At 61.5% G+C, this 19,063-nt stretch carries 15 protein-coding genes; 7 read left to right on the forward strand and 8 right to left on the reverse strand.

Annotated elements, in window-relative coordinates; all coding sequences use genetic code 11:
* Positions 1 to 54 precede the first annotated feature (54 nt).
* The 3 genes from lpdA to aceE are packed head-to-tail and all read right to left on the reverse strand — an operon-like array spanning position 55 to position 6,303.
* Entirely contained in the window at positions 55 to 1,896 is a 1,842-nt protein-coding gene (lpdA, locus tag ACFIQF_RS02630; RefSeq protein ID WP_393939786.1) for a dihydrolipoyl dehydrogenase, read from the reverse strand.
* Positions 1,897 to 1,914: 18 nt separating this feature from the next.
* Positions 1,915 to 3,576 carry a dihydrolipoyllysine-residue acetyltransferase gene (gene aceF / locus ACFIQF_RS02635; RefSeq protein WP_393939788.1) on the reverse strand — a complete coding sequence of 554 codons (1,662 nt, stop codon included), beginning with the start codon at positions 3,574 to 3,576 and terminating at the stop codon, positions 1,915 to 1,917.
* A gap of 21 nt (positions 3,577 to 3,597) precedes the next feature.
* A complete protein-coding gene (gene aceE, locus ACFIQF_RS02640) occupies positions 3,598 to 6,303 on the reverse strand; it encodes a pyruvate dehydrogenase (acetyl-transferring), homodimeric type (RefSeq protein WP_393939790.1) in 2,706 nt (901 codons plus the stop codon).
* A gap of 206 nt (positions 6,304 to 6,509) precedes the next feature.
* On the opposite strand from aceE, the gene ACFIQF_RS02645 reads away from it, so the two are divergent.
* From ACFIQF_RS02645 to ACFIQF_RS02665, 5 genes are all read left to right on the forward strand, one after another.
* Positions 6,510 to 9,005, forward strand: coding sequence for a PAS domain S-box protein (locus ACFIQF_RS02645; protein WP_393939791.1), 2,496 nt, complete (start codon positions 6,510 to 6,512; stop codon positions 9,003 to 9,005).
* 64 nt (positions 9,006 to 9,069) lie between these two features.
* Positions 9,070 to 9,702: a response regulator transcription factor gene (locus ACFIQF_RS02650; protein WP_393939793.1), complete on the forward strand. Its 633-nt coding sequence runs from the start codon at positions 9,070 to 9,072 to the stop codon at positions 9,700 to 9,702.
* A gap of 106 nt (positions 9,703 to 9,808) precedes the next feature.
* Positions 9,809 to 10,657, forward strand: coding sequence for a bifunctional methylenetetrahydrofolate dehydrogenase/methenyltetrahydrofolate cyclohydrolase FolD (gene folD / locus ACFIQF_RS02655; RefSeq protein WP_393939795.1), 849 nt, complete (start codon positions 9,809 to 9,811; stop codon positions 10,655 to 10,657).
* Between the two features lie 210 nt (positions 10,658 to 10,867).
* Complete coding sequence (locus tag ACFIQF_RS02660) at positions 10,868 to 12,928, forward strand: M3 family metallopeptidase (RefSeq protein ID WP_393939797.1); 2,061 nt, start codon at positions 10,868 to 10,870, stop codon at positions 12,926 to 12,928.
* 115 nt (positions 12,929 to 13,043) lie between these two features.
* Positions 13,044 to 13,697 (forward strand): glutaredoxin family protein, encoded by a 654-nt coding sequence (locus tag ACFIQF_RS02665; RefSeq protein ID WP_393939798.1) that lies wholly within the window; start codon positions 13,044 to 13,046, stop codon positions 13,695 to 13,697.
* Positions 13,698 to 13,817: 120 nt separating this feature from the next.
* Here the strand turns inward: ACFIQF_RS02665 and ACFIQF_RS02670 are convergent, their stop codons facing one another.
* Together ACFIQF_RS02670 and rpiA are read right to left on the reverse strand one after the other, a co-directional pair.
* Entirely contained in the window at positions 13,818 to 14,144 is a 327-nt protein-coding gene (locus ACFIQF_RS02670) for a hypothetical protein (RefSeq protein ID WP_393939800.1), read from the reverse strand.
* A 169-nt stretch (positions 14,145 to 14,313) separates the two neighbouring features.
* Positions 14,314 to 14,985, reverse strand: coding sequence for a ribose-5-phosphate isomerase RpiA (rpiA, locus tag ACFIQF_RS02675; protein WP_393939802.1), 672 nt, complete (start codon positions 14,983 to 14,985; stop codon positions 14,314 to 14,316).
* 54 nt (positions 14,986 to 15,039) lie between these two features.
* On the opposite strand from rpiA, the gene ACFIQF_RS02680 reads away from it, so the two are divergent.
* Complete coding sequence (locus ACFIQF_RS02680) at positions 15,040 to 16,095, forward strand: quinone-dependent dihydroorotate dehydrogenase (protein ID WP_393939804.1); 1,056 nt, start codon at positions 15,040 to 15,042, stop codon at positions 16,093 to 16,095.
* 48 nt (positions 16,096 to 16,143) lie between these two features.
* Here ACFIQF_RS02680 and bioB read toward each other — a convergent pair whose 3' ends face one another.
* Positions 16,144 to 17,178: a biotin synthase BioB gene (gene bioB, locus ACFIQF_RS02685; protein WP_393939805.1), complete on the reverse strand. Its 1,035-nt coding sequence runs from the start codon at positions 17,176 to 17,178 to the stop codon at positions 16,144 to 16,146.
* 68 nt (positions 17,179 to 17,246) lie between these two features.
* Between bioB and ACFIQF_RS02690 the strand changes: the two genes are divergently transcribed.
* Positions 17,247 to 17,465 carry a hypothetical protein gene (locus ACFIQF_RS02690; RefSeq protein WP_393939807.1) on the forward strand — a complete coding sequence of 73 codons (219 nt, stop codon included), beginning with the start codon at positions 17,247 to 17,249 and terminating at the stop codon, positions 17,463 to 17,465.
* 317 nt (positions 17,466 to 17,782) lie between these two features.
* On the opposite strand, the gene ACFIQF_RS02695 is transcribed toward ACFIQF_RS02690, so the two are convergent.
* On the reverse strand, positions 17,783 to 18,175 hold the full coding sequence (locus ACFIQF_RS02695) for a glyoxalase superfamily protein (RefSeq protein ID WP_393939809.1): 393 nt from the start codon (positions 18,173 to 18,175) through the stop codon (positions 17,783 to 17,785).
* A gap of 56 nt (positions 18,176 to 18,231) precedes the next feature.
* On the reverse strand, positions 18,232 to 18,699 hold the full coding sequence (locus tag ACFIQF_RS02700) for a VOC family protein (RefSeq protein WP_393939810.1): 468 nt from the start codon (positions 18,697 to 18,699) through the stop codon (positions 18,232 to 18,234).
* Positions 18,700 to 19,063 lie beyond the last annotated feature (364 nt).

The following is a 19,063-nucleotide window of genomic DNA, read 5'->3' on the forward strand; positions in this document are numbered from 1 at the left end:
GCAGCCCGCAGGCTGCCTTTGGTTGGAGCAAGCAGCGACGCTTGCTGGCTATGCTTACTTGCGCGCGGGTGGCACGTCGGTGCAAGAGCCGTGCGCCACTTCTGCCGCCATGCCGATGCTTTCGCCCAGCGTGGGGTGTGGGTGGATGGTCTTGCCGATATCGACCGTGTCTGCACCCATCTCAATCGCCAGAGCGATTTCGCCGATCATGTCGCCAGCATGCGTGCCGACAATGCCGCCGCCCAGGATGCGGCCGTGGCCGTGCGCCTCAGGCGAATCATCGAACAGCAGCTTGGTGAAGCCTTCGTCGCGGCCGTTGGCAATGGCGCGGCCGGAGGCTGCCCAAGGGAACATGCCCTTCTTGACCTTGATGCCTTGCGCCTTGGCCTGGTCTTCGGTGAGACCCACCCAAGCCACTTCCGGATCGGTATAGGCCACGCTGGGGATCACGCGGGCGTTGAAGGCGCTGGCTTGCAGTTCCTTGTTGCCTTGCAGTTCACCGGCGATGACTTCAGCAGCCACATGCGCTTCGTGCACGGCCTTGTGGGCCAGCATCGGTTGGCCAACGATGTCGCCAATCGCGAAGATGTGCGGCACGTTGGTGCGCATCTGGATATCGACGTTGATGAAGCCGCGGTCCGTTACCGAAACGCCGGCCTTTTCAGCGCCAATCTTCTTGCCGTTGGGCGTGCGGCCCACAGCTTGCAAGACCAGATCGTAGGTCTGCGGCTCGGGTACGGTGACGCCCTCTTTCGCCGGCTCGAAGGTGACCTTTATGCCTTCGGGCGTTGCTTCGGCCGCCACGGTCTTGGTGTTGACCATGATGTTGTCGAAGCGCGGCGCGTTCATCTTCTGCCAGACCTTCACGAGGTCGCGGTCCGCCCCCTGCATCAGGCCGTCCATCATTTCGACCACGTCCAGACGAGCGCCAAGCGTGGAATACACCGTACCCATTTCCAGGCCGATGATGCCGCCGCCCAAGATCAGCATGCGCTTGGGCACGGCCTTCAGATCGAGCGCGCCGGTCGAATCAACCACGCGTTCATCCTTGGGCATGAATGGCAGGTGTACGGCTTGCGAGCCCGCAGCGATGATGGCGTTCTTGAACTGCACCACCTTTTTGCTGCCGGTTTTGTCTTGGCCGTCGCCGGTGGTTTCTTCCACCTCGATATGGTTGGCCGAGACAAAGTTGCCGTAGCCGCGCAAGATGGTGACCTTGCGCATTTTGGCCATGCCGCCCAGGCCGGTGGTCAGCTTGCCGATGACCTTCTCTTTGTGGCCGCGCAGTTGGTCGATGTTGACCTCGGGCGCGCCAAACTTGACGCCGGCCACTTCGAGGTGAGCCACCTCGTCCATCACCGCTGCCACGTGCAGCAGAGCCTTGGAGGGGATGCAACCCACGTTCAGGCACACGCCGCCGAGCGTTTTGTAGCGCTCGACGATGACGACCTTCAAGCCCAGATCGGCCGCGCGGAATGCTGCCGAGTAGCCGCCAGGGCCACCGCCGAGCACGACCACGTCGCAGTCCATATCGACCGTGCTGCTGAAGTTGCTGGCCACAGGCGCAGGCGCTGCAGCAACGGGTGCCGCAACAGGAGCAGCAGCCGGCGCCGGAGCGTTGGCGGGCGCTGCTGCGGGGGCTGCAGCAGATGCAGCATCAGCACTGTCCACCGAGATGATCACGTCGCCCTGGTTGACCTTGTCACCCACTTTGACCTTGATCTCTTTGACGACGCCAGCGTGGCTCGACGGGATTTCCATCGAGGCCTTGTCGCTTTCGACCGTCAACAGCGACTGGTCGACCGCCACCGTGTCGCCCGGTTTGACAAGCAGTTCGATGACGCCGACGTCCTTGAAGTCGCCGATATCGGGAACCTTGATATCAATGATTGCCATGGATAAAGCTCCCTTCGATCACAGAATGATGCGGCGGTAATCCGCCAGCACCTGGCCAACAAAGGCGTTGAAGCGTGCAGCAGCCGCACCGTCGATGACGCGGTGGTCGTACGACAGCGACAGCGGCAGCATCAGGCGTGGCACGAATTGCTTGCCGTCCCACACCGGCTTCATCTGGCCCTTGGACAGGCCCAGAATCGCGACTTCGGGCGCATTCACAATCGGGGTGAAGTGCGTGCCACCAATGCCGCCGAGCGACGAGATGGAGATGCAACCACCGCTCATGTCGGCAGCGCCAAGCTTGCCGTCGCGGGCCTTTTTGGCCAGCTCACCCATTTCCTGGCTGATCTGCATGATGCCTTTTTTGTCGGCATCCTTGAGCACGGGTACCACCAAGCCGTTGGGCGTGTCTGCCGCAAAGCCGATGTTGAAGTACTGCTTGTAGACCAGGGTGTCGCCGTCCAGCGAGGTGTTGAACTCGGGGAACTTCTTGAGCGCAGCGACCAGGGCCTTGATGACGAAAGCCAGCATGGTGACCTTGATGCCGCTCTTCTCGTTCTCCTTGTTGGTGGAGACGCGGAAGGCTTCCAGATCGGTGATGTCCGCTTCGTCGTTGTTGGTGACGTGCGGGATCATGACCCAGTTGCGGTGCAGATTGGCGCCCGAGATTTTCTTGATGCGCGAGAGATCCTTGCGCTCGACCGGGCCGAACTTGGCAAAGTCGACCTTCGGCCACGGCAGCAGATCCAGACCCGCGCCCGAACCACCCTTGGGTGCCACGGCGGCCTGGGCCTTGGTTTGCAGCGCGCCCGCCATCACCTGCTTGGTAAAGGCTTGCACGTCGTCTGCCGTGATGCGGCCCTTGTTGCCAGTGCCCTTGACTTCTTCCAGCGGCACGCCCAGCTCGCGAGCGAACTTGCGCACCGAAGGCGATGCATAAGGCAGGTTGCCCGATGGAGGAACGGTTGGGTTGTGTGCGGGTACGGCAGCGCTCGCGGCCACTGGAGCTGCAGCAGGTGCGGACACAGGAGCTGGCGCATCGGCAACCGCAGGGGCTGCTGCCGGCGCAGGTGCAGAAGCCGCAGGCGCGGCACCAGCAGCGCCTTGTGCGCTCATCTGGCCGACCACGTCGCCCACGTTCACCTTGTCGCCGACCTTCAGCGTCAGCGCGCTGATGGTGCCAGCGGCAGGCGATGGGATTTCCATCGAGGCCTTGTCGGATTCGACGGTAAACAGCGACTGCTCAGCGCTCACGCTGTCGCCCACCTTCACCAGGATTTCGATGACGGCTACGTCCTTGAAATCGCCAATGTCGGGGATCTTGATGTCCATGGCCACAGGCGCAGCGGCGGCCACCGGAGCGGCAGCAGCTGGCGCAGGTGCAGGCACCGGTGCCGCAGCAGCCGGAGCTTGTGCGGCCGGTGCGGGAGCGGCTGCATCGCCAGCGGCTTCGAGCTTGACGATGACGCTGCCTTCGGCCACTTTGTCACCGATTTTGACGACGATTTCCTTGACCACGCCAGCGTGGCTGGAGGGGATTTCCATCGAGGCCTTGTCGGATTCGACGGTGATCAGCGATTGGTCTTTGGCCACGGTGTCGCCCGGTTTGACGAGCAACTCGATCACGCCCACTTCTGCAAAGTCGCCAATATCGGGGACTTGAATGTCAATCAATGCCATTGTTTGGTCTCCTCGGTCCTATCAGGCGTACAGCGGGTTGATCTTGTCGGCCTGGATGCCGTACTTGGCGATGGCGTCCGCCACCTTTTGTGCGGGCAGCTTGCCTTCGTCGGCCAGCGCCTTGAGCGTGGCCACCACGATGTAGTGGCGGTCGATCTCGAAGTGCTCGCGCAGCTTGCGGCGGAAGTCCGAGCGGCCAAAACCGTCTGTGCCCAGCACCTTGTAAGTGCGGCCAGCGGGGATGAACGGACGGATCTGCTCGGCGTACGACTTCATGTAGTCGGTCGAGGCCACGATCGGGCCGGTGCTTTCGGCCAGCGACTGGGTCACGAACGGCACCTTGGCTGTTTCGGTCGGGTGCAGCATGTTCCAGCGCTCGGCGTCTTGGCCGTCGCGGGTGAGTTCGTTGAACGAAGGGCAGCTCCACACGTCGGCCGCAATGCCCCAGTCTTGGGCCAGCAACTCTTGGGCGAAGAAGGATTCGCGCAGGATGGTGCCCGAGCCCAGCAGTTGCACGCGCTGTTCGCCCGCGCCGCCTGCCTTGCACAGGTACATGCCCTTCAAGATCTTCTCTTCGGTACCGGCCGTCAGGCCAGGCATGGCGTAGTTTTCGTTCAGCAGCGTCAGGTAGTAGAAGACGTTTTCCTGGTTCTGCACCATGCGGCGCAGGCCTTCGTGCATGATCACCGCCACTTCGTGGGCAAAGGTCGGGTCGTAGCTGATGCAGTTGGGGATGGTGCCAGCCAGGATGTGGCTGTGGCCATCTTCGTGCTGCAGGCCTTCGCCGTTCAGCGTGGTACGGCCCGAGGTGCCGCCGAGCAAGAAGCCGCGTGCCTGCAAATCACCCGCTGCCCAGGCCAGATCGCCAATGCGCTGGAAGCCGAACATCGAGTAGTAGATGTAGAACGGGATCATGATGCGGTTGCTGTGGCTGTAGCTGGTAGCCGCAGCAATCCAGCTGGACATGCCGCCCGCTTCGTTGATGCCTTCTTGCAGGATCTGGCCCTTGGTGTCTTCCTTGTAGTACATGACCTGGTCTTTGTCGACAGGCGTGTACTGCTGGCCGTGCGGGTTGTAGATACCGATCTGGCGGAACAGGCCTTCCATACCAAAGGTACGGGCTTCGTCCACCAAGATGGGCACCACGCGTGGGCCAATCTCTTTGTCGCGCAGCAGCTGCGTCAGGAAACGCACATAGGCTTGCGTGGTCGAGATTTCGCGGCCTTCGGGCGTGGCTTCGAGCACGGCCTTGAAGGTGTCGAGCGGCGGCACGGTGAACTGCTCGTCGGCCTTTTCGCGGCGGTGCGGCAGGTAACCGCCCAAGGCCTTGCGGCGCTCGTGCAGGTACTTCATCTCGGGCGTGTCGTCAGCCGGCTTGTAGAACGGGATGTCGGCGATCTGGCTGTCCGGGATCGGGATGTTGAAGCGGTCGCGGATGTACTTGATGTCTTCGTCGCTCAGCTTTTTGGTCTGGTGGACGTTGTTCTTGCCTTCGCCGACCTTGCCCATGCCAAAGCCCTTGACGGTCTTGACCAGCAGCACCGTGGGTTGGCCCTTGTGGCTGTTGGCAGCGGCAAAAGCGGCGTAGACCTTTTGCGCGTCGTGGCCACCGCGGCGCAGATCCCAGATCTCGTCGTCGGTCATGTTTTCGACCATCTTCAAAGTGCGTGGATCGCGGCCGAAGAAATGCTTGCGCACGTAGGCACCGTCGTTGGCCTTGAAGGCCTGGTAGTCGCCGTCGTTGCACTCCATCATGATTTTCTTGAGCGCGCCGTCGTGGTCCTTGGCCAGCAGTGCGTCCCAGCCCTTGCCCCAGATCAGCTTGATCACGTTCCAGCCCGAGCCGCGGAATTCACCTTCCAGCTCTTGGATGATCTTGCCGTTGCCGCGCACCGGGCCGTCCAGACGCTGCAGGTTGCAGTTGATGACGAAAACCAGGTTGTCGAGGTTTTCGCGCGCGGCCAGGCCGATGGCGCCCAGCGACTCAACTTCGTCCATTTCACCGTCGCCGCAGAACACCCAGACCTTGCGGTTTTCGGTGTTGGCAATGCCGCGGGCGTGCAGGTACTTCAAGAAGCGTGCCTGGTAGATCGCCATGATCGGGCCCAGACCCATCGACACCGTGGGGAACTGCCAGAAATTGGGCATCAGCTTGGGGTGCGGATAGCTGGACAGACCCTTGCCATCGACCTCTTGGCGGAAGTTCAGCAGCTGCTCTTCGGTGATGCGGCCTTCGAGGTAAGCGCGGGCGTAAATGCCGGGCGACACGTGGCCTTGGATGTAGAGACAGTCGCCGCCGTGGTTCTCGCTCTCGGCGTGCCAGAAGTGGTTGAAGCCGGCGCCAAACATGTTGGCCAGCGAGGCGAAGGAGCCGATGTGGCCACCCAGATCGCCACCTTCTGGCGGATGAATGCGGTTAGCCTTGACGACCATGGCCATGGCGTTCCAGCGCATGTAGGCGCGCAGACGGCCTTCAAAATGCAGGTTGCCGGGGCTGCGGGCTTCCTGATCGGGCTCGATGGTGTTGACGTAGCCGGTGTTGGCCGAGAAAGGCATGTCCACGCTGTTCTGGCGGGCGTGCTCAAGCAATTGCTCGATCAGCGAGTGCGCATAGTCGGCGCCTTCGCGGTCAATCACCGCGGACAGCGCGTCCATCCACTCTCGGGTTTCCTGGTCGTCGGTTCGGGGGTTGCCGTTGGCGGGCTTTTGTTCGGATGGCTCGGACATATTGCGCGTCTCCTTCATGTGAACTGCTACGAATGACTGTGCCAGAGTTTCGCACATTTTTTGCTAATTTCAAATAGCGATTTTGAATTTTATATTATGAAAAAATGCTGCAAACGCACAATCCATGCGCGTTTGCGGTTTTGCGGTGCAGCAAAAATGAGCCCTTTTCAGTCGGAAAACCGCCTTCCTCGACTAAACTGCCCGGCATGAATCCGACCGACGCCGCCCCTCCAAAAACGCCCAAAGACAAACCGCAACTGGTGTTGTTGTGGCAGAACTGGTGGCGCGGCTTGTCGCCAGCGCGACAGGATCGTTATGCATCGATTGCACCGCTGGTGGCGGTGGTCATGTTCTTCATCGCCATCGTCGCAGCATTTTGGTATTTGCGCACCGAGGAGCTGGAGCGCGAGCGCGAAGCCATGCGCCGCGATGTGGAGTACGCCCAACAGCGTATTCGCCTGCGCTTGTCAGAGCGGCAAGAGCAGCTGATGCGCCTGGCCCGCGATGTGAGCAACCAGGACATCGACAAAAACGGCTTCAACGACCGCGCCGACACCATGATCAGCCAGTACGCCGAGCTGCAGGCGCTGACCTGGATTGACGCCAAGCGCCAGGTGCGGGCCACGCAGTTCGGGCCCAGCGTGGCCTCGGAAGACCTGCTCACGGTGGACGAGGTGATCCAGAAAAAAGAACTGGTCAACCTGTTCGATACTGCGCGCGATCTGCAGCAACCCGTTTACTCGCAGCCGCTGGCCACCAAAGAGACGGCGCCCATGCTGCTGCTGCAAGTGCCGGTCAGCCAGAAAGGCCGCTTCGGTGGCGTGCTGCTGGCCGAGTTCTCCATTGACAACCTCTTGCGCTATGCCACGCCTACCGAGATTCTGGCGCGCTACGCGGTAACGCTGGAAGACGGCAACGGCACCAGCATTGCCGGCACGCCGCTGCCACGCCGCGCCGCCGCCGAGCGCCTGCTGCCTTGGCGCGCTGTGCCCAATGAGTATGAGATGCCAGTAGCCCCTGTGGGCAACAGCCTCAAGCTCAAGGCGCAGGCTTACCACACCTCGCTCGGCTTGGTCAGCAACGGCCTGTTCTGGCTGGTGTGTGTGCTGAGCTTCATGACCGCCTGGCTGCTGGTGGCCACCTGGCGCCACACGCGCAAGCGCATTCGCGCCCAAGAGGCTTTGCTGGGCGAAACCAACTTCCGCCGCGCCATGGAAAACAGCGTGCTCACCGGCATGCGTGCGCTCGATCTGCAAGGCCGCATCACCTACGTGAACGCCGCTTTCTGCCAGATGACGGGCTGGAGCGAGGACGAGCTGGTCGGCAAGATGCCGCCCTACCCTTATTGGCCCGAGGGCGACCAGAGCACCTACCACGACATGCTGATCGACGAGATGAGCGGCAAGGTCTTCCCCGGCGGTTTCCAGATGCGCGTCAAGCGCAAGAACGGCACCACGTTTGAAGCGCGGCTGTATGTATCGCCGCTGATCGACGGCCACGGCCGCCAGACCGGCTGGATGACCTCGATGACCGACATCACCGAGCCCAACCGCATCCGCGAGCAGTTGTCGCTGTCTTACGAGCGCTTCACCATCGTGCTGGAAGCGCTGGACGCATCGGTATCGGTCGCGCCGCTGGGCAGCGCCGAGCTGCTGTTTGCCAACAAGCTCTACCGCCAATGGTTCGGCTCGCAAACTGTCGGCCATCTGCAATTGGTGGCGCAAGCGGGCGTGCTGCCTACCAGCAATGCCTCGTCCAGCATGGACGACGAAGACGGCCTGATGGGCCTGCCCAGCGACGAGATCACCACCGCTGTCAGCGGCAATGCCGAAATCTACATCCCCGAGCTGGGCAAATGGCTGGAAGTGCGCTCACGCTACCTCAACTGGGTGGACGGGCGCCTGGCGCAAATGGTGATTGCCACCGACATCACGCAGCGCCGCCAGGCCGAAGAGCAAGCCGCCCGCCAGGCCGAGAAAGCCGCCACCGTGAGCCGCCTGGTCACCATGGGCGAAATGGCATCGAGCGTGGCGCACGAGCTCAACCAGCCGCTGTCAGCCATCAGCAACTACTGCAACGGCATGATCTCGCGGCAAAAAAGCGGCAATCTCAGCGAAGAGGCATTGCTAGGCGCACTGGAGAAAACCGCCCACCAGGCCCAGCGCGCCGGCCAGGTGATTCACCGCATCCGCTCCTTCGTCAAACGCAGCGAGCCCAACCGCACGTTGGCCGATGTGAGCGACATCGTCAGCGAAGCGGTGGAGCTGGGCTCGATCGAGCTCAAACGCCACAACGTGCGCTTGTCGCACCACGTAGCCGCGCGACTGCCGCAGATCCATGTCGATAGCATTCTTATCGAGCAAGTATTAATAAATTTGATGAAGAACAGTGCGGAGTCTATTGCCAATGCAGAAAGACCGCCGCACCAGCGTATGGTGGAGTTGCGTGTGGTTCCACGCAAGATCGAGGGCGCGGATGTGATAGAGTTTTCCGTGCAAGACACAGGGCGCGGTCTGTCCCCCGAGGTTCTGGACAAATTGTTTCAAGCTTTCTTCTCTACCAAGAGCGAAGGCATGGGCATTGGCCTGAATCTGTGTCGCTCGATTGTGGAGTCTCACCACGGCCGCATGCAGGCAGAGAACCTCTACAATGGCAGCGAGGTGACGGGTTGTAAGTTCAGCTTCTGGCTACCGGTGGCATAAGCCGCCCGGCTGCGGCTGAATCGCCAGCGCGATAGCAAACAATACTGATTAGAAGGAATTGTGCATGAGCTTGATCCCGAAGAAGGGCACGGTCTACGTAGTGGATGACGACGAAGCAGTCCGAGATTCGCTGCAATGGCTGCTGGAGGGCAAGGATTACCGCGTACGCTGCTTTGATTCGGCCGAGTCGTTTCTGGCTCGCTACGACGCCCGCGAAGTTGCTTGCCTGATCGTCGACATCCGCATGGGTGGCATGAGCGGCCTGGAGCTGCAAGACCGCCTGATCGAAAACAAATCACCACTGCCCATCGTCTTCATCACCGGCCACGGCGACGTGCCGATGGCGGTCGACACGATGAAAAAAGGCGCACTGGATTTCATCCAGAAGCCTTTTGACGAAGCCCAGCTGGACACCCTGGTCGAGCGCATGCTCGACAAGGCCCGCGACGCTTTTGCCGGCCACCAGCAAGCGGCCAGCCGCGACGCCCTGCTGGCCAAGCTCACCGGCCGCGAATCGCAGGTGCTCGAGCGCATTGTCGCTGGCCGCCTGAACAAGCAGATCGCCGACGATCTGGGCATCAGCATCAAGACCGTGGAGGCGCACCGCGCCAACATCATGGAAAAGCTGGGCGCTAATACCGTGGCCGACCTGCTCAAGATTGCGCTCGGCTCCAACGCTGCGGCCAAGGCCTCGTGATAAATTAGCGGCCTTTCCGCCCGCACAAACACTACGCTTTTCATAGCTGAATGCGCTGTACCTCTGCGGTACGGCGCATTTTCTTTTGGTAAATCTGGATTTCCACATGACTGCACAACTGATCGATGGCAAGGCCCTTTCCCAGCAACTGCGCGCTGATGTCAAGGCCCGCGCCGACAAGCTCAAAGCCCAGGGCATCGTCCCCGGCCTCGCCGTGATCCTGGTGGGCGACAACCAGGCCAGCCAGGTCTATGTGCGCAACAAGGTCAAGAGCTGCGAGGAATGCGGCTTCCATTCGGTGCTGGAAAAGTACGACGCCAGCATGACCGAGGCCGAGCTGCTGGCCCGCGTCGAAGCGCTCAACAACGACCCCAGCATCCACGGCATTCTGGTGCAGCTGCCTCTGCCCAAGCACATTGACGACCACAAGGTCATCGAAGCCATCTCGCCCAAGAAAGACGTGGACGGTTTCCACGTGGCCAGCGCCGGCGCGCTGATGGTGGGCGAAGTCGGCTTCAAGGCTTGCACGCCCTACGGCTGCATGAAGATGCTCGAATCCATCGGCATGAAAGACCTGCGTGGCAAGCACGCCGTGGTCATCGGCCGCTCCAATATCGTGGGCAAGCCCATGGCGATGATGCTGCTGGCCGCCAACGCCACCGTCACCGTCTGCCACAGCGGCACGGCCGATCTGGGTGCCATGACGCGCCAAGCCGACATCGTGGTGGCCGCCGTGGGCAAGGTCAATGTGCTGACGGCCGACATGGTCAAGCCCGGCGCCGTGGTAATTGACGTGGGTATGAACCGCAATGCCGAAGGCAAGCTCTGCGGCGACGTGGATTTTGACGGCGTCAAAGAGGTGGCTGGCTACATCACCCCCGTGCCCGGCGGCGTGGGCCCGATGACCATCACCATGCTCATGGTCAACACGCTGGAGTCGGCCGAGCGCGCCTGATAGCGTCTGATAGCTATAGCTTGCCGGGCGCTACAGCCCGGCGCTATTTTCAACAACTATCAAACCCATAGCTGTTGGTGCTTGTTCGGCGAGCACCAGCAGCTTTTTTTGTGCTTCAATTTGGGGAATGGCCCGGCTGTCAGCATGCTTTCAGTCCTTGTGCCAATAATGTATTGATTGCGAGGCTCCCAGCCCCATATGAACAGCACCATGACCAATCCTTTGCTCGACTTCAGCGGCCTGCCCCGCTTTGACCAGGTTCAACCCGACCATATCGCGCCCGCCATCGACCAGTTGCTGGCCGAGAGCGAGGCCGCGCTGAAAACCGTCACAGCACCCGAGTTTCCCGCGCAATGGACGGCCATCGCCCAGGTGCTGGATGTGGCCACCGAAAAGCTCGGCCGTGCCTGGGGGATGGTGGGCCACCTCAACTCGGTGGCAGATACGCCCGAGCTGCGTGCCGCCTACAACGCCGAAATGCCCAAGGTGACCGCGTTCTGGACGCAGCTGGGCGCCGACGAAGCGCTGTACGCCAAATACAAAGCCATTGACCCGGCCACGCTCAACGCCGAGCAAAAGCAGGCCTGGGACAACGCCATTCGCAACTTTGTGCTTGGTGGTGCTGAGCTGCAAGGCGCAGCCCGCGAGCAATACGCCGAGCTGCAAGAGAAAAGCGCCCTCGCCTGCCAGAAGTTCAGCGAAAACGCGATGGACGCCACCGACCAGTTCGCCTACTACGTCACGCTCGAAGAGCTGGACGGCGTGCCCGCCGATGTGGTGGCTGCCGCCAAAGCCGGCGCTGAGGCCGATGGCAAGCAAGGCTACAAGCTCACGCTCAAGTTCCCCTGCTACCTGCCGGTGATGCAGTTTGCCAAGAGCAGCGCGTTGCGTGAAATGCTCTACCGCGCTTACACCACGCGTGCCAGCGAATTTGGCAATGCCGAACTCGACAACACGCCGCTGATGGTCGACATCCTGAAAATGCGCGAGCAAGAAGCGCAGCTGCTCGGTTACGCCAATTTTGGCGAGCTGTCGGTAGCCCCCAAGATGGCGCAATCCTCGCAGCAAGTGATCGACTTTCTGCAAGAGCTGGCCGGCAAGGCCAAGCCCTTTGGCGCCAAAGACGTGCAAGACCTGCGCGATTACGCCAAGACCGAGCTGGGCCTGGCCGATCCGCAGGCCTGGGATTGGGGCTACATTGGCGAGCACCTGAAGGAAGCGCGCTACGCTTTCAGCGAGCAAGAGCTCAAGCAATATTTCCCTGCGCCCAAGGTGCTGGCCGGCCTGTTCCGCATTGTTGAAACCCTGTTTGGCGTGCAGATCAAGCGCGACGAGGCACCGGTCTGGAACCCGGCAGTAGAGTTCTACCGTATAGAGCGCAAAGGCGAGCTGGTCGGCCAGTTCTACCTGGATCCGCCCGCCCGCAACGGCAAGCGCGGCGGCGCCTGGATGGACGATGTGCGCACGCGCTGGCTGCGCCCGGACAACGGCCAGCTGCAAACCCCCATTGCCCACCTGGTGTGCAACTTTGCTGCCGGCGTGGATGGCAAGCCGCCGCTGCTCACGCACGACGACGTGATCACCCTCTTCCACGAAACCGGCCACGGCCTGCACCACATGCTCACCCAGGTGAACGAGCGCGATGTCTCCGGCATCAGCGGCGTGGAATGGGACGCGGTGGAGCTGCCCAGCCAGTTCATGGAAAACTTCTGCTGGGAATGGGAAGTGCTCAGCCACATGACCGCCCATGTCGATACCGGCGAGCCGCTGCCGCGTGCGCTGTACGACAAGATGATTGCCGCCAAGAACTTCCAATCGGGCATGCAGACGCTGCGCCAGATCGAGTTTGCGCTGTTCGACATGCGCATCCACACCGAGTTGTCGGGCAACAACATCAGCGCCACCAGCATTTACGACGTGCTGCGCGACGTGCGCCAACAAGTGGCCGTGCTGCCGCAACCGGCCTTCAGCCGCACGCCCAACACCTTCACCCACATCTTTGCCGGTGGCTACGCCGCTGGCTACTACAGCTACAAGTGGGCGGAAGTGCTGTCGGCCGACGCCTTTGCCGGCTTTGAAGAAGCTGCCAAGGCCAAGGGCAGCACCGATGTGGTGGATGCCGAGGTAGGCCAGCGCTACCTGCAAGCCATTTTGGAAGCCGGTGGCAGCCGCCCGGCCATGGAGTCGTTCAAGGCCTTCCGCGGCCGTGAGCCGCAACTGGACGCTTTGCTGCGCCACCAAGGCATGGCACCGGAAGCTGTCGCCGCTTGACACGGCGCAAGCCAGACTGAATCGGCCCCTGAGCTGCGCACCGGGCGCGCAGCTCAGGGGCCTTTGTTTTGGGCATAATGCGCAAGGAAACAGCCAAGCAAAACGAGGGAAATCCATGCCAATCAAAGCTTTCGCCAGCGTGCTTGCATCTGCATTGCTGGCCTGCGCCGCCAGCCAGGCCGGTGCGCAACAGGTCTACCGCATCGTCGGCCCGGATGGCAAAGTCACCTTCTCTGACCGTGCGCCCACGGCAGATACCCCTTCGCAAACCGTCTCCGCCGCCAGCGCTGCGGCGCCCGCCGGCCCCAATCTGGCAGGCTTGCCGCTGGAGCTCAAGCAAGCCGCCGGCAAATACCCGGTGACGCTCTACACCGGCAAAAACTGCAGCGCCTGCGAAAACGCACGCAACTACCTGCAAAGCCGGGGCGTGCCCTTTGCCGAGAAAACCGTCACATCCAACGACGAAATCAAGGCACTGCAAAAGATCAATGCCGACGGCACCATCCCATTTGCCACGCTCGGCGGCCAGCACCTGAGCGGCTTCAGCGAAAACGATTGGAGCTCGTACCTCGATGCCGCCGGCTACCCGGCCAAGTCGCAATTGCCTGCCAGCTACCGCCAAGCGGCCGCCGTGCCACTGATCCCCAAGGTCGTCAAACCGGCTGCTGCAGCCCAGGCACAACCGGCTGCCGCCAGCGAAGCACCCAGCAGCGAACCGCTGGCACCGCAACGTGTCACACCAGACAACCCGACCGGCATCGTCTTCTGAGCACGCCTGCTGGCCAACGCCAGCTCAGCAAACTGCCTGCACAAAAAACAACGCCCGGCGCAGAGACTGCGACCGGGCTTTTTTGCGTTCAGGGCGGGCAATCTGCCGGCCCAAAGAATGTTATCGGTTGGTCGCTACCCAGCCATCCGAGCCTTTGACAAAGCGCATCGGTGCCACCACTTTCTTGCGCCCGACCAGCGGCGCCTCCATATCCATCTCTACATCGCAGCGGTAAGCGTTGTCGCCATCGGCCTTGCATCCCACCTTTTTGAAAGAGTGCAGCTTGGTCTTCATATCAGCGCCCAGCATGGCCGTGGCCTTATTGGCCTCAACCACCTCTTTCTCCACGGCGGCACGCATATCGCCTTCGGAAGGCTCGCCACTGCAAGCGCTCAAAAGCAAGACCAGCGCTGGCACCCCCAGCCATTTTGCGTAGTGCGTCTTCATGCTTCTCTCCTGTTATGTCTTATCGGCAAGAGCGCTGAGATGCCACCCTCCGGCAGCACCGCAGGCTGGCAACCATCTTAAGAGAAGGCAGGCCCAAACCCCGGCCCTGCAACTTTTGCGCAACAAAAAAGGCGACCGCAGTCGCCTCTTGGCACAGGATGGGGAATGCTCAGAATTCGAGCGTCTGCACGCCTTGCTCGGTGCCCAGCAAGCACACGGCAGCTTTTTGGTGCGCGAACACGCCGACAGTGATGACGCCTGCCCATTGGTTGACTTCGGATTCAAAGGCCAGCGGGTCGGTGATAGCCAGGCCGGTCACATCCAGAATGTGCTGGCCGTTGTCGGTCACCAGCGGCTGGCCGTCTTTGAGGCGCAACGTGGCTTTACCACCCTTGGCGGCAAAGCGGCGGGCAATTTGTGCGGCAGCCATCGGGATCACCTCGACCGGCAGCGGGAACTGGCCCAGGGTCTGCACACGCTTGGAGGCATCGGCAATGCAGACAAAGCGCTCAGCCAGCGAGGCGACGATCTTCTCTCGCGTCAGTGCCGCGCCGCCGCCTTTGACCATATAGCCTTGGTGATCGATCTCGTCAGCGCCGTCGATATACACGGCCAGATTGCTCACTTCATTGGCGTCGAACACCTTAATGCCCAACGCCTGCAGGCGCTCGGTGCTGGCCACGGAGCTGGAGACAGCGCCCGGAATCTGGTCCTTGATGCTGGCCAGTGCGTCGATGAACTTGTTCACCGTGGAGCCGGTGCCCACGCCTACAATCTCACCGGCCACCACATATTGCAGCGCAGCGCGGCCCACTTCGGCCTTTAATTCGTCTTGAGTCATGTTGGTGCTGTCGGATCAGCGAAAATACAAACAATTGCGCAATTATCCCATCCCATGTCTCTGATCCCCTATTCCCTGTCCCGAGCTATTTTGTTTGGCATGCAGCCCGAGGCTGCGCACGAGTTCACCATGGACATGCTGGCCAAGGGCCAGAACTCGCCCCTGGCCTGCGCCTGGCGCCAAAGCCGCATTGCCGACCCGGTGACGCTGGCCGGCCTGCAGTTCCCCAACCGCGTGGGCATGGCCGCCGGGCTGGACAAAAATGCCCGCGTCATTGACGGCCTGGGCGCCATGGGCTTTGGCTTTGTGGAAGTGGGCACCGTTACGCCGCTGGCCCAGCCTGGAAACCCCAAGCCGCGCATGTTCCGCATTCCCGAGCGCGATGCGCTGATCAACCGCCTGGGCTTTAACAACGAAGGGCTTGAAGCCTTTATCGCCAACGTCAAGCGCGCCCAGTTCCGCAAGCAGGCCCAGCCGCTGCTCCTGGGTCTGAACATTGGCAAAAATGCACTCACCCCCATTGAGGACGCCACCAGCGATTACCTCAAGTGCCTGGACGCGGTGTATCCGCACGCTGACTACATCACCGTCAACATCAGCTCGCCCAACACCAAGAACCTGCGCGCCCTGCAAAGCGACGAAGCGCTGGACGCCCTGCTCTCCGCACTGGTGGCCCGCCGCGAGCAGCTGGCGCGCGAACACGGCAAGCACAAGCCGGTGTTCCTCAAAATCGCGCCGGATTTGACGGAAGAGCAAGTCACCGTCATCGCCAACAGCCTCAAGGCGCATGGCATGGATGGTGTCATCGCCACCAACACCACCATCAGCCGCGATGCAGTCAAAGGCCTGCAACACGCCGAAGAAACCGGTGGCCTCTCGGGCCGCCCGGTGTTCGAGGCGAGCAACGCCGTCATCCGCCAACTGCGCAGCGCCTTGGGCAGCCAGTTCCCGATCATCGGCGTGGGCGGCATTTTGAGCGGTGCCGATGCGGTCGAAAAAATCAAGGCCGGCGCCGATGTGGTGCAAATCTACACCGGCCTGATCTACAAAGGCCCGGCTCTGGTGCCCGAGATCGCCAGCGCACTCAAGGCCCACGGCGCTCGCCGTTGATGCAGCACCGACAGCGCTTGCGGTAAAAGCGCTGTCAGTGCACTACGGTTAAGGCGCCGACACCGCTTGCTTGCTCGTAGCCATACCCAGCTTGGCCAGCAACTGCGCATCTGCATCAGCCTCGGGGTTGCCGGTGACTAGCAGCTTGTCGCCATAGAAGATGGAGTTGGCGCCCGCCAGAAAGCACAAGGTCTGCACCGCTTCGCCCAATTGTTGGCGGCCGGCGGACAGGCGCACGCGCGCCTTGGGCATCAGGATGCGGGCCACGGCAATCACGCGCACAAAATCCAGCGGGTCCACCGGCTCGCTGTCGGCCAGCGGCGTGCCCGGTACGCGCACCAGGCTGTTGATTGGTACTGATTCGGGATACGGCTCCATGTTTGCGAGTTGCGCCAACAAGCCGGCGCGGTGCACCGGCGCCTCGCCCATGCCGATGATGCCGCCGCAGCACACACTGATGCCTGCGGCGCGCACATGGGCCAGCGTGTCCAGCCGGTCCTCGTATTGGCGCGTGCTGACCACATCGCTGTAGTACTCGGGCGCGGTATCGAGGTTGTGGTTGTAGTAATCCAGCCCGGCCGCACGCAATGCCTCGGCCTGGTGCGCTTGCAGCATGCCCAAGGTGGCGCAGCTTTGCAGGCCCAGGCTTTTGACGGCGCCAATCAGCTCGGCCATCTTCTCAATATCGCGGTCCTTGGGCGCACGCCAGGCCGCGCCCATGCAAAAACGGCTGGCACCAGCGTCTTTGGCCGCCTGGGCGGCGGCCTGAACCTCGGCCACGCTCATCAGCTTTTCGGCTTTCACGCCGGTATCAAACTCGGCGGCCTGCGGGCAGTAGCCGCAGTTTTCCGGGCAGCCACCGGTTTTGACGGAGAGCAACGTCGCCAACTCCATATCGCCTTGCGGCCAATGCTCGCGGTGCACGGTTTGGGCGCGGTGCATCAGCTCCAAAAATGGCAGATCCAGCAACTGCTGAACAGCAGTGACGGGCCAGCGCACTGCTGGTTGTGCAGACTGCGTTCGGCTTTTTTCTGAGGGCTGCCAGTGCACGGTCTGTTCGTGGGGCTGGGTAATTGGCTGCATCTCTGCTCCTGGTGGTCGAAAACAGCAGCCATTGTTGAAGCAGAAGTGGCGCGCTCCAAGGCTCTCCGATGCCTGACAACCAGGCTCTTGGCAGCTTTCCCGCCAAGCATATTTTTGAGCGCAATAACTGGTACTTTGCCTACAGAATGAGCGACAAAGGCGAAAAATGGCAACAACCAGCAGCTATTTGCAGGCATTACCGCTGCCCACTCGCGCAAAACTGGTGGGGTTTGACCGACGTTGCCCAGCGTTCAGCGCACGCAGCTGCATTCCGGGTGCCTGGCTGAGCTGGAGAACGCGTTTTTGACCGTTCACGCCAATGGACGGTGGCAGAAAAAGAGAGCTAATCGTCCGACTGAGCCCATGACAATCCCGACTGGAATACAGGGCATTGGTGAGGCTTGGCACGGCCGCTGCTGTTGGTGCGCTGGTTCAGCGTTGTCGCTGTGCTGCAAGTGCAAAATAGGAGCCCTGCAGCAGTCAAAGCCGGAAGGCTTGCAGGCAAAAGCGGTGCTGAACCAATGAAGGAAAGCGCTTTGCCGCGAGTGTGCAGCGCGAGAGAAGTGTCGGCGCGGCTTAGCGCCGCCGCGCTGAACGCCCAGCTTCAGCGCTCAGGCGGCTGGAGCTCTTCAAAAAACACCAGATGGTTGCCGAACGGATCGGCCAGCCGCATCTCTTGCATGCCCCAAGGCATGGTTTCCAGTCCCGGTTTGGCGTTGCGGTAGTTTTGCGCCAGCAGGCTTTGCTGGAAAGCAGCCAGCCCGGCCCAGGCGATGCGTACGGTGGCGCCCGGGCAGGCGTCACCGTGGTGTTCGCTCAGGTGCAAAACGCAGCGCTGGCCACCAAGCCCGGCCAGGCTGATTTGCTGGTAGAGCGGAAAATCCTCGCCAAAGCGGTGCTTCCAATCCTGGGCAAAGCCCAGAAAGCCTTGGTAGAACTCGGCGGCTTTGGCAGCGTCAAAGCTGCGCAGCACCGGGATGACGGGATTGTTCAGCATGCTCTGCTCCGCGCAGGTCGAGGGTTCACGCTATCCGCTGAGGAATCGCTGAGGGATCAGCCGAGTGCGGCGATGACTTCGGGCGGCGCTTGCACCAGCTCGATCAGCACGCCTTCGCCGGCAATCGGAAACTCGTCGTTACTCTTGGGGTGCAAAAAGGTGATGTCGTAACCGGCTGCGCCTTTGCGGATGCCACCAGGCGCAAAGCGCACGCCGTTGGCTGTGAGCCATTCCACGGCTTTGGGCAGGTCATCGATCCACAGGCCGATGTGGTTGAGAGGCGTGGTGTGCACGGCGGGCTTTTTCTCGATGTCCATGGGCTGCATGATGTCCACTTCCACCTTGAATGCATCCTTGCCCATGGCCAGAATGTCTTCGTCCACGTTCTCACGCTCGCTTTGGAAGGTGCCGGTCTGGGTGAGGCCCAACATATCGACCCAAAGCTTTTTCATACGCGCTTTGTCGGTGCCGCCAATGGCGACTTGCTGGATTCCCAAAACCCGGAAGGGGCGTGCTGCAGACATGGATTCTCCTTGTATAGCTTGCAAGTGACGAGCGCGGCTGCACGCCACGCCAACCCCGACATTGTGCCAAGCTTCCGCTGCGACCGCGGCACAAATGCTGCACTGCACATGGCGCCGTGGCAAACCGCTGCAATGGGCGCTGTGCGCTCCCTTGGCGGGCCCTTCGGGCGGTAGGGGCGTCAGCCGAACGCAAGGCCAATCGGGACAATCCCTTGTCATTGCGCACAAACACCTTGATCTGAATGTCCTCCTTGCCTACAGAAAATAGTTATGATCTATCCATAAAATTCATGCAATGAAATTTATCTAGTATTTGCAGTGCCAGTGCCTGCCCCTTAGTCTGTTTGTGGAGTTGCCATGCCAC

It is taken from the genome of Comamonas trifloxystrobinivorans (genome assembly GCF_043359985.1).
GTDB lineage: Bacteria > Pseudomonadota > Gammaproteobacteria > Burkholderiales > Burkholderiaceae_C > Comamonas > Comamonas trifloxystrobinivorans.

What these genes read in the sequence shown, in the direction of transcription:
- bioB (WP_393939805.1), bottom strand. Translation starts at nt 17,178, where the DNA reads ATGCAGCCAATTACCCAGCCCCACGAACAGACCGTGCACTGGCAGCCC.
- ACFIQF_RS02650 (WP_393939793.1), top strand. Translation starts at nt 9,070, where the DNA reads ATGAGCTTGATCCCGAAGAAGGGCACGGTCTACGTAGTGGATGACGAC.
- ACFIQF_RS02670 (WP_393939800.1), bottom strand. Translation starts at nt 14,144, where the DNA reads ATGAAGACGCACTACGCAAAATGGCTGGGGGTGCCAGCGCTGGTCTTG.
- folD (WP_393939795.1), top strand. Translation starts at nt 9,809, where the DNA reads ATGACTGCACAACTGATCGATGGCAAGGCCCTTTCCCAGCAACTGCGC.
- ACFIQF_RS02680 (WP_393939804.1), top strand. Translation starts at nt 15,040, where the DNA reads ATGTCTCTGATCCCCTATTCCCTGTCCCGAGCTATTTTGTTTGGCATG.
- lpdA (WP_393939786.1), bottom strand. Translation starts at nt 1,896, where the DNA reads ATGGCAATCATTGATATCAAGGTTCCCGATATCGGCGACTTCAAGGAC.
- ACFIQF_RS02645 (WP_393939791.1), top strand. Translation starts at nt 6,510, where the DNA reads ATGAATCCGACCGACGCCGCCCCTCCAAAAACGCCCAAAGACAAACCG.
- ACFIQF_RS02665 (WP_393939798.1), top strand. Translation starts at nt 13,044, where the DNA reads ATGCCAATCAAAGCTTTCGCCAGCGTGCTTGCATCTGCATTGCTGGCC.
- ACFIQF_RS02695 (WP_393939809.1), bottom strand. Translation starts at nt 18,175, where the DNA reads ATGCTGAACAATCCCGTCATCCCGGTGCTGCGCAGCTTTGACGCTGCC.
- rpiA (WP_393939802.1), bottom strand. Translation starts at nt 14,985, where the DNA reads ATGACTCAAGACGAATTAAAGGCCGAAGTGGGCCGCGCTGCGCTGCAA.
- ACFIQF_RS02700 (WP_393939810.1), bottom strand. Translation starts at nt 18,699, where the DNA reads ATGTCTGCAGCACGCCCCTTCCGGGTTTTGGGAATCCAGCAAGTCGCC.
- ACFIQF_RS02690 (WP_393939807.1), top strand. Translation starts at nt 17,247, where the DNA reads ATGCCTGACAACCAGGCTCTTGGCAGCTTTCCCGCCAAGCATATTTTT.
- ACFIQF_RS02660 (WP_393939797.1), top strand. Translation starts at nt 10,868, where the DNA reads ATGACCAATCCTTTGCTCGACTTCAGCGGCCTGCCCCGCTTTGACCAG.
- aceF (WP_393939788.1), bottom strand. Translation starts at nt 3,576, where the DNA reads ATGGCATTGATTGACATTCAAGTCCCCGATATTGGCGACTTTGCAGAA.
- aceE (WP_393939790.1), bottom strand. Translation starts at nt 6,303, where the DNA reads ATGTCCGAGCCATCCGAACAAAAGCCCGCCAACGGCAACCCCCGAACC.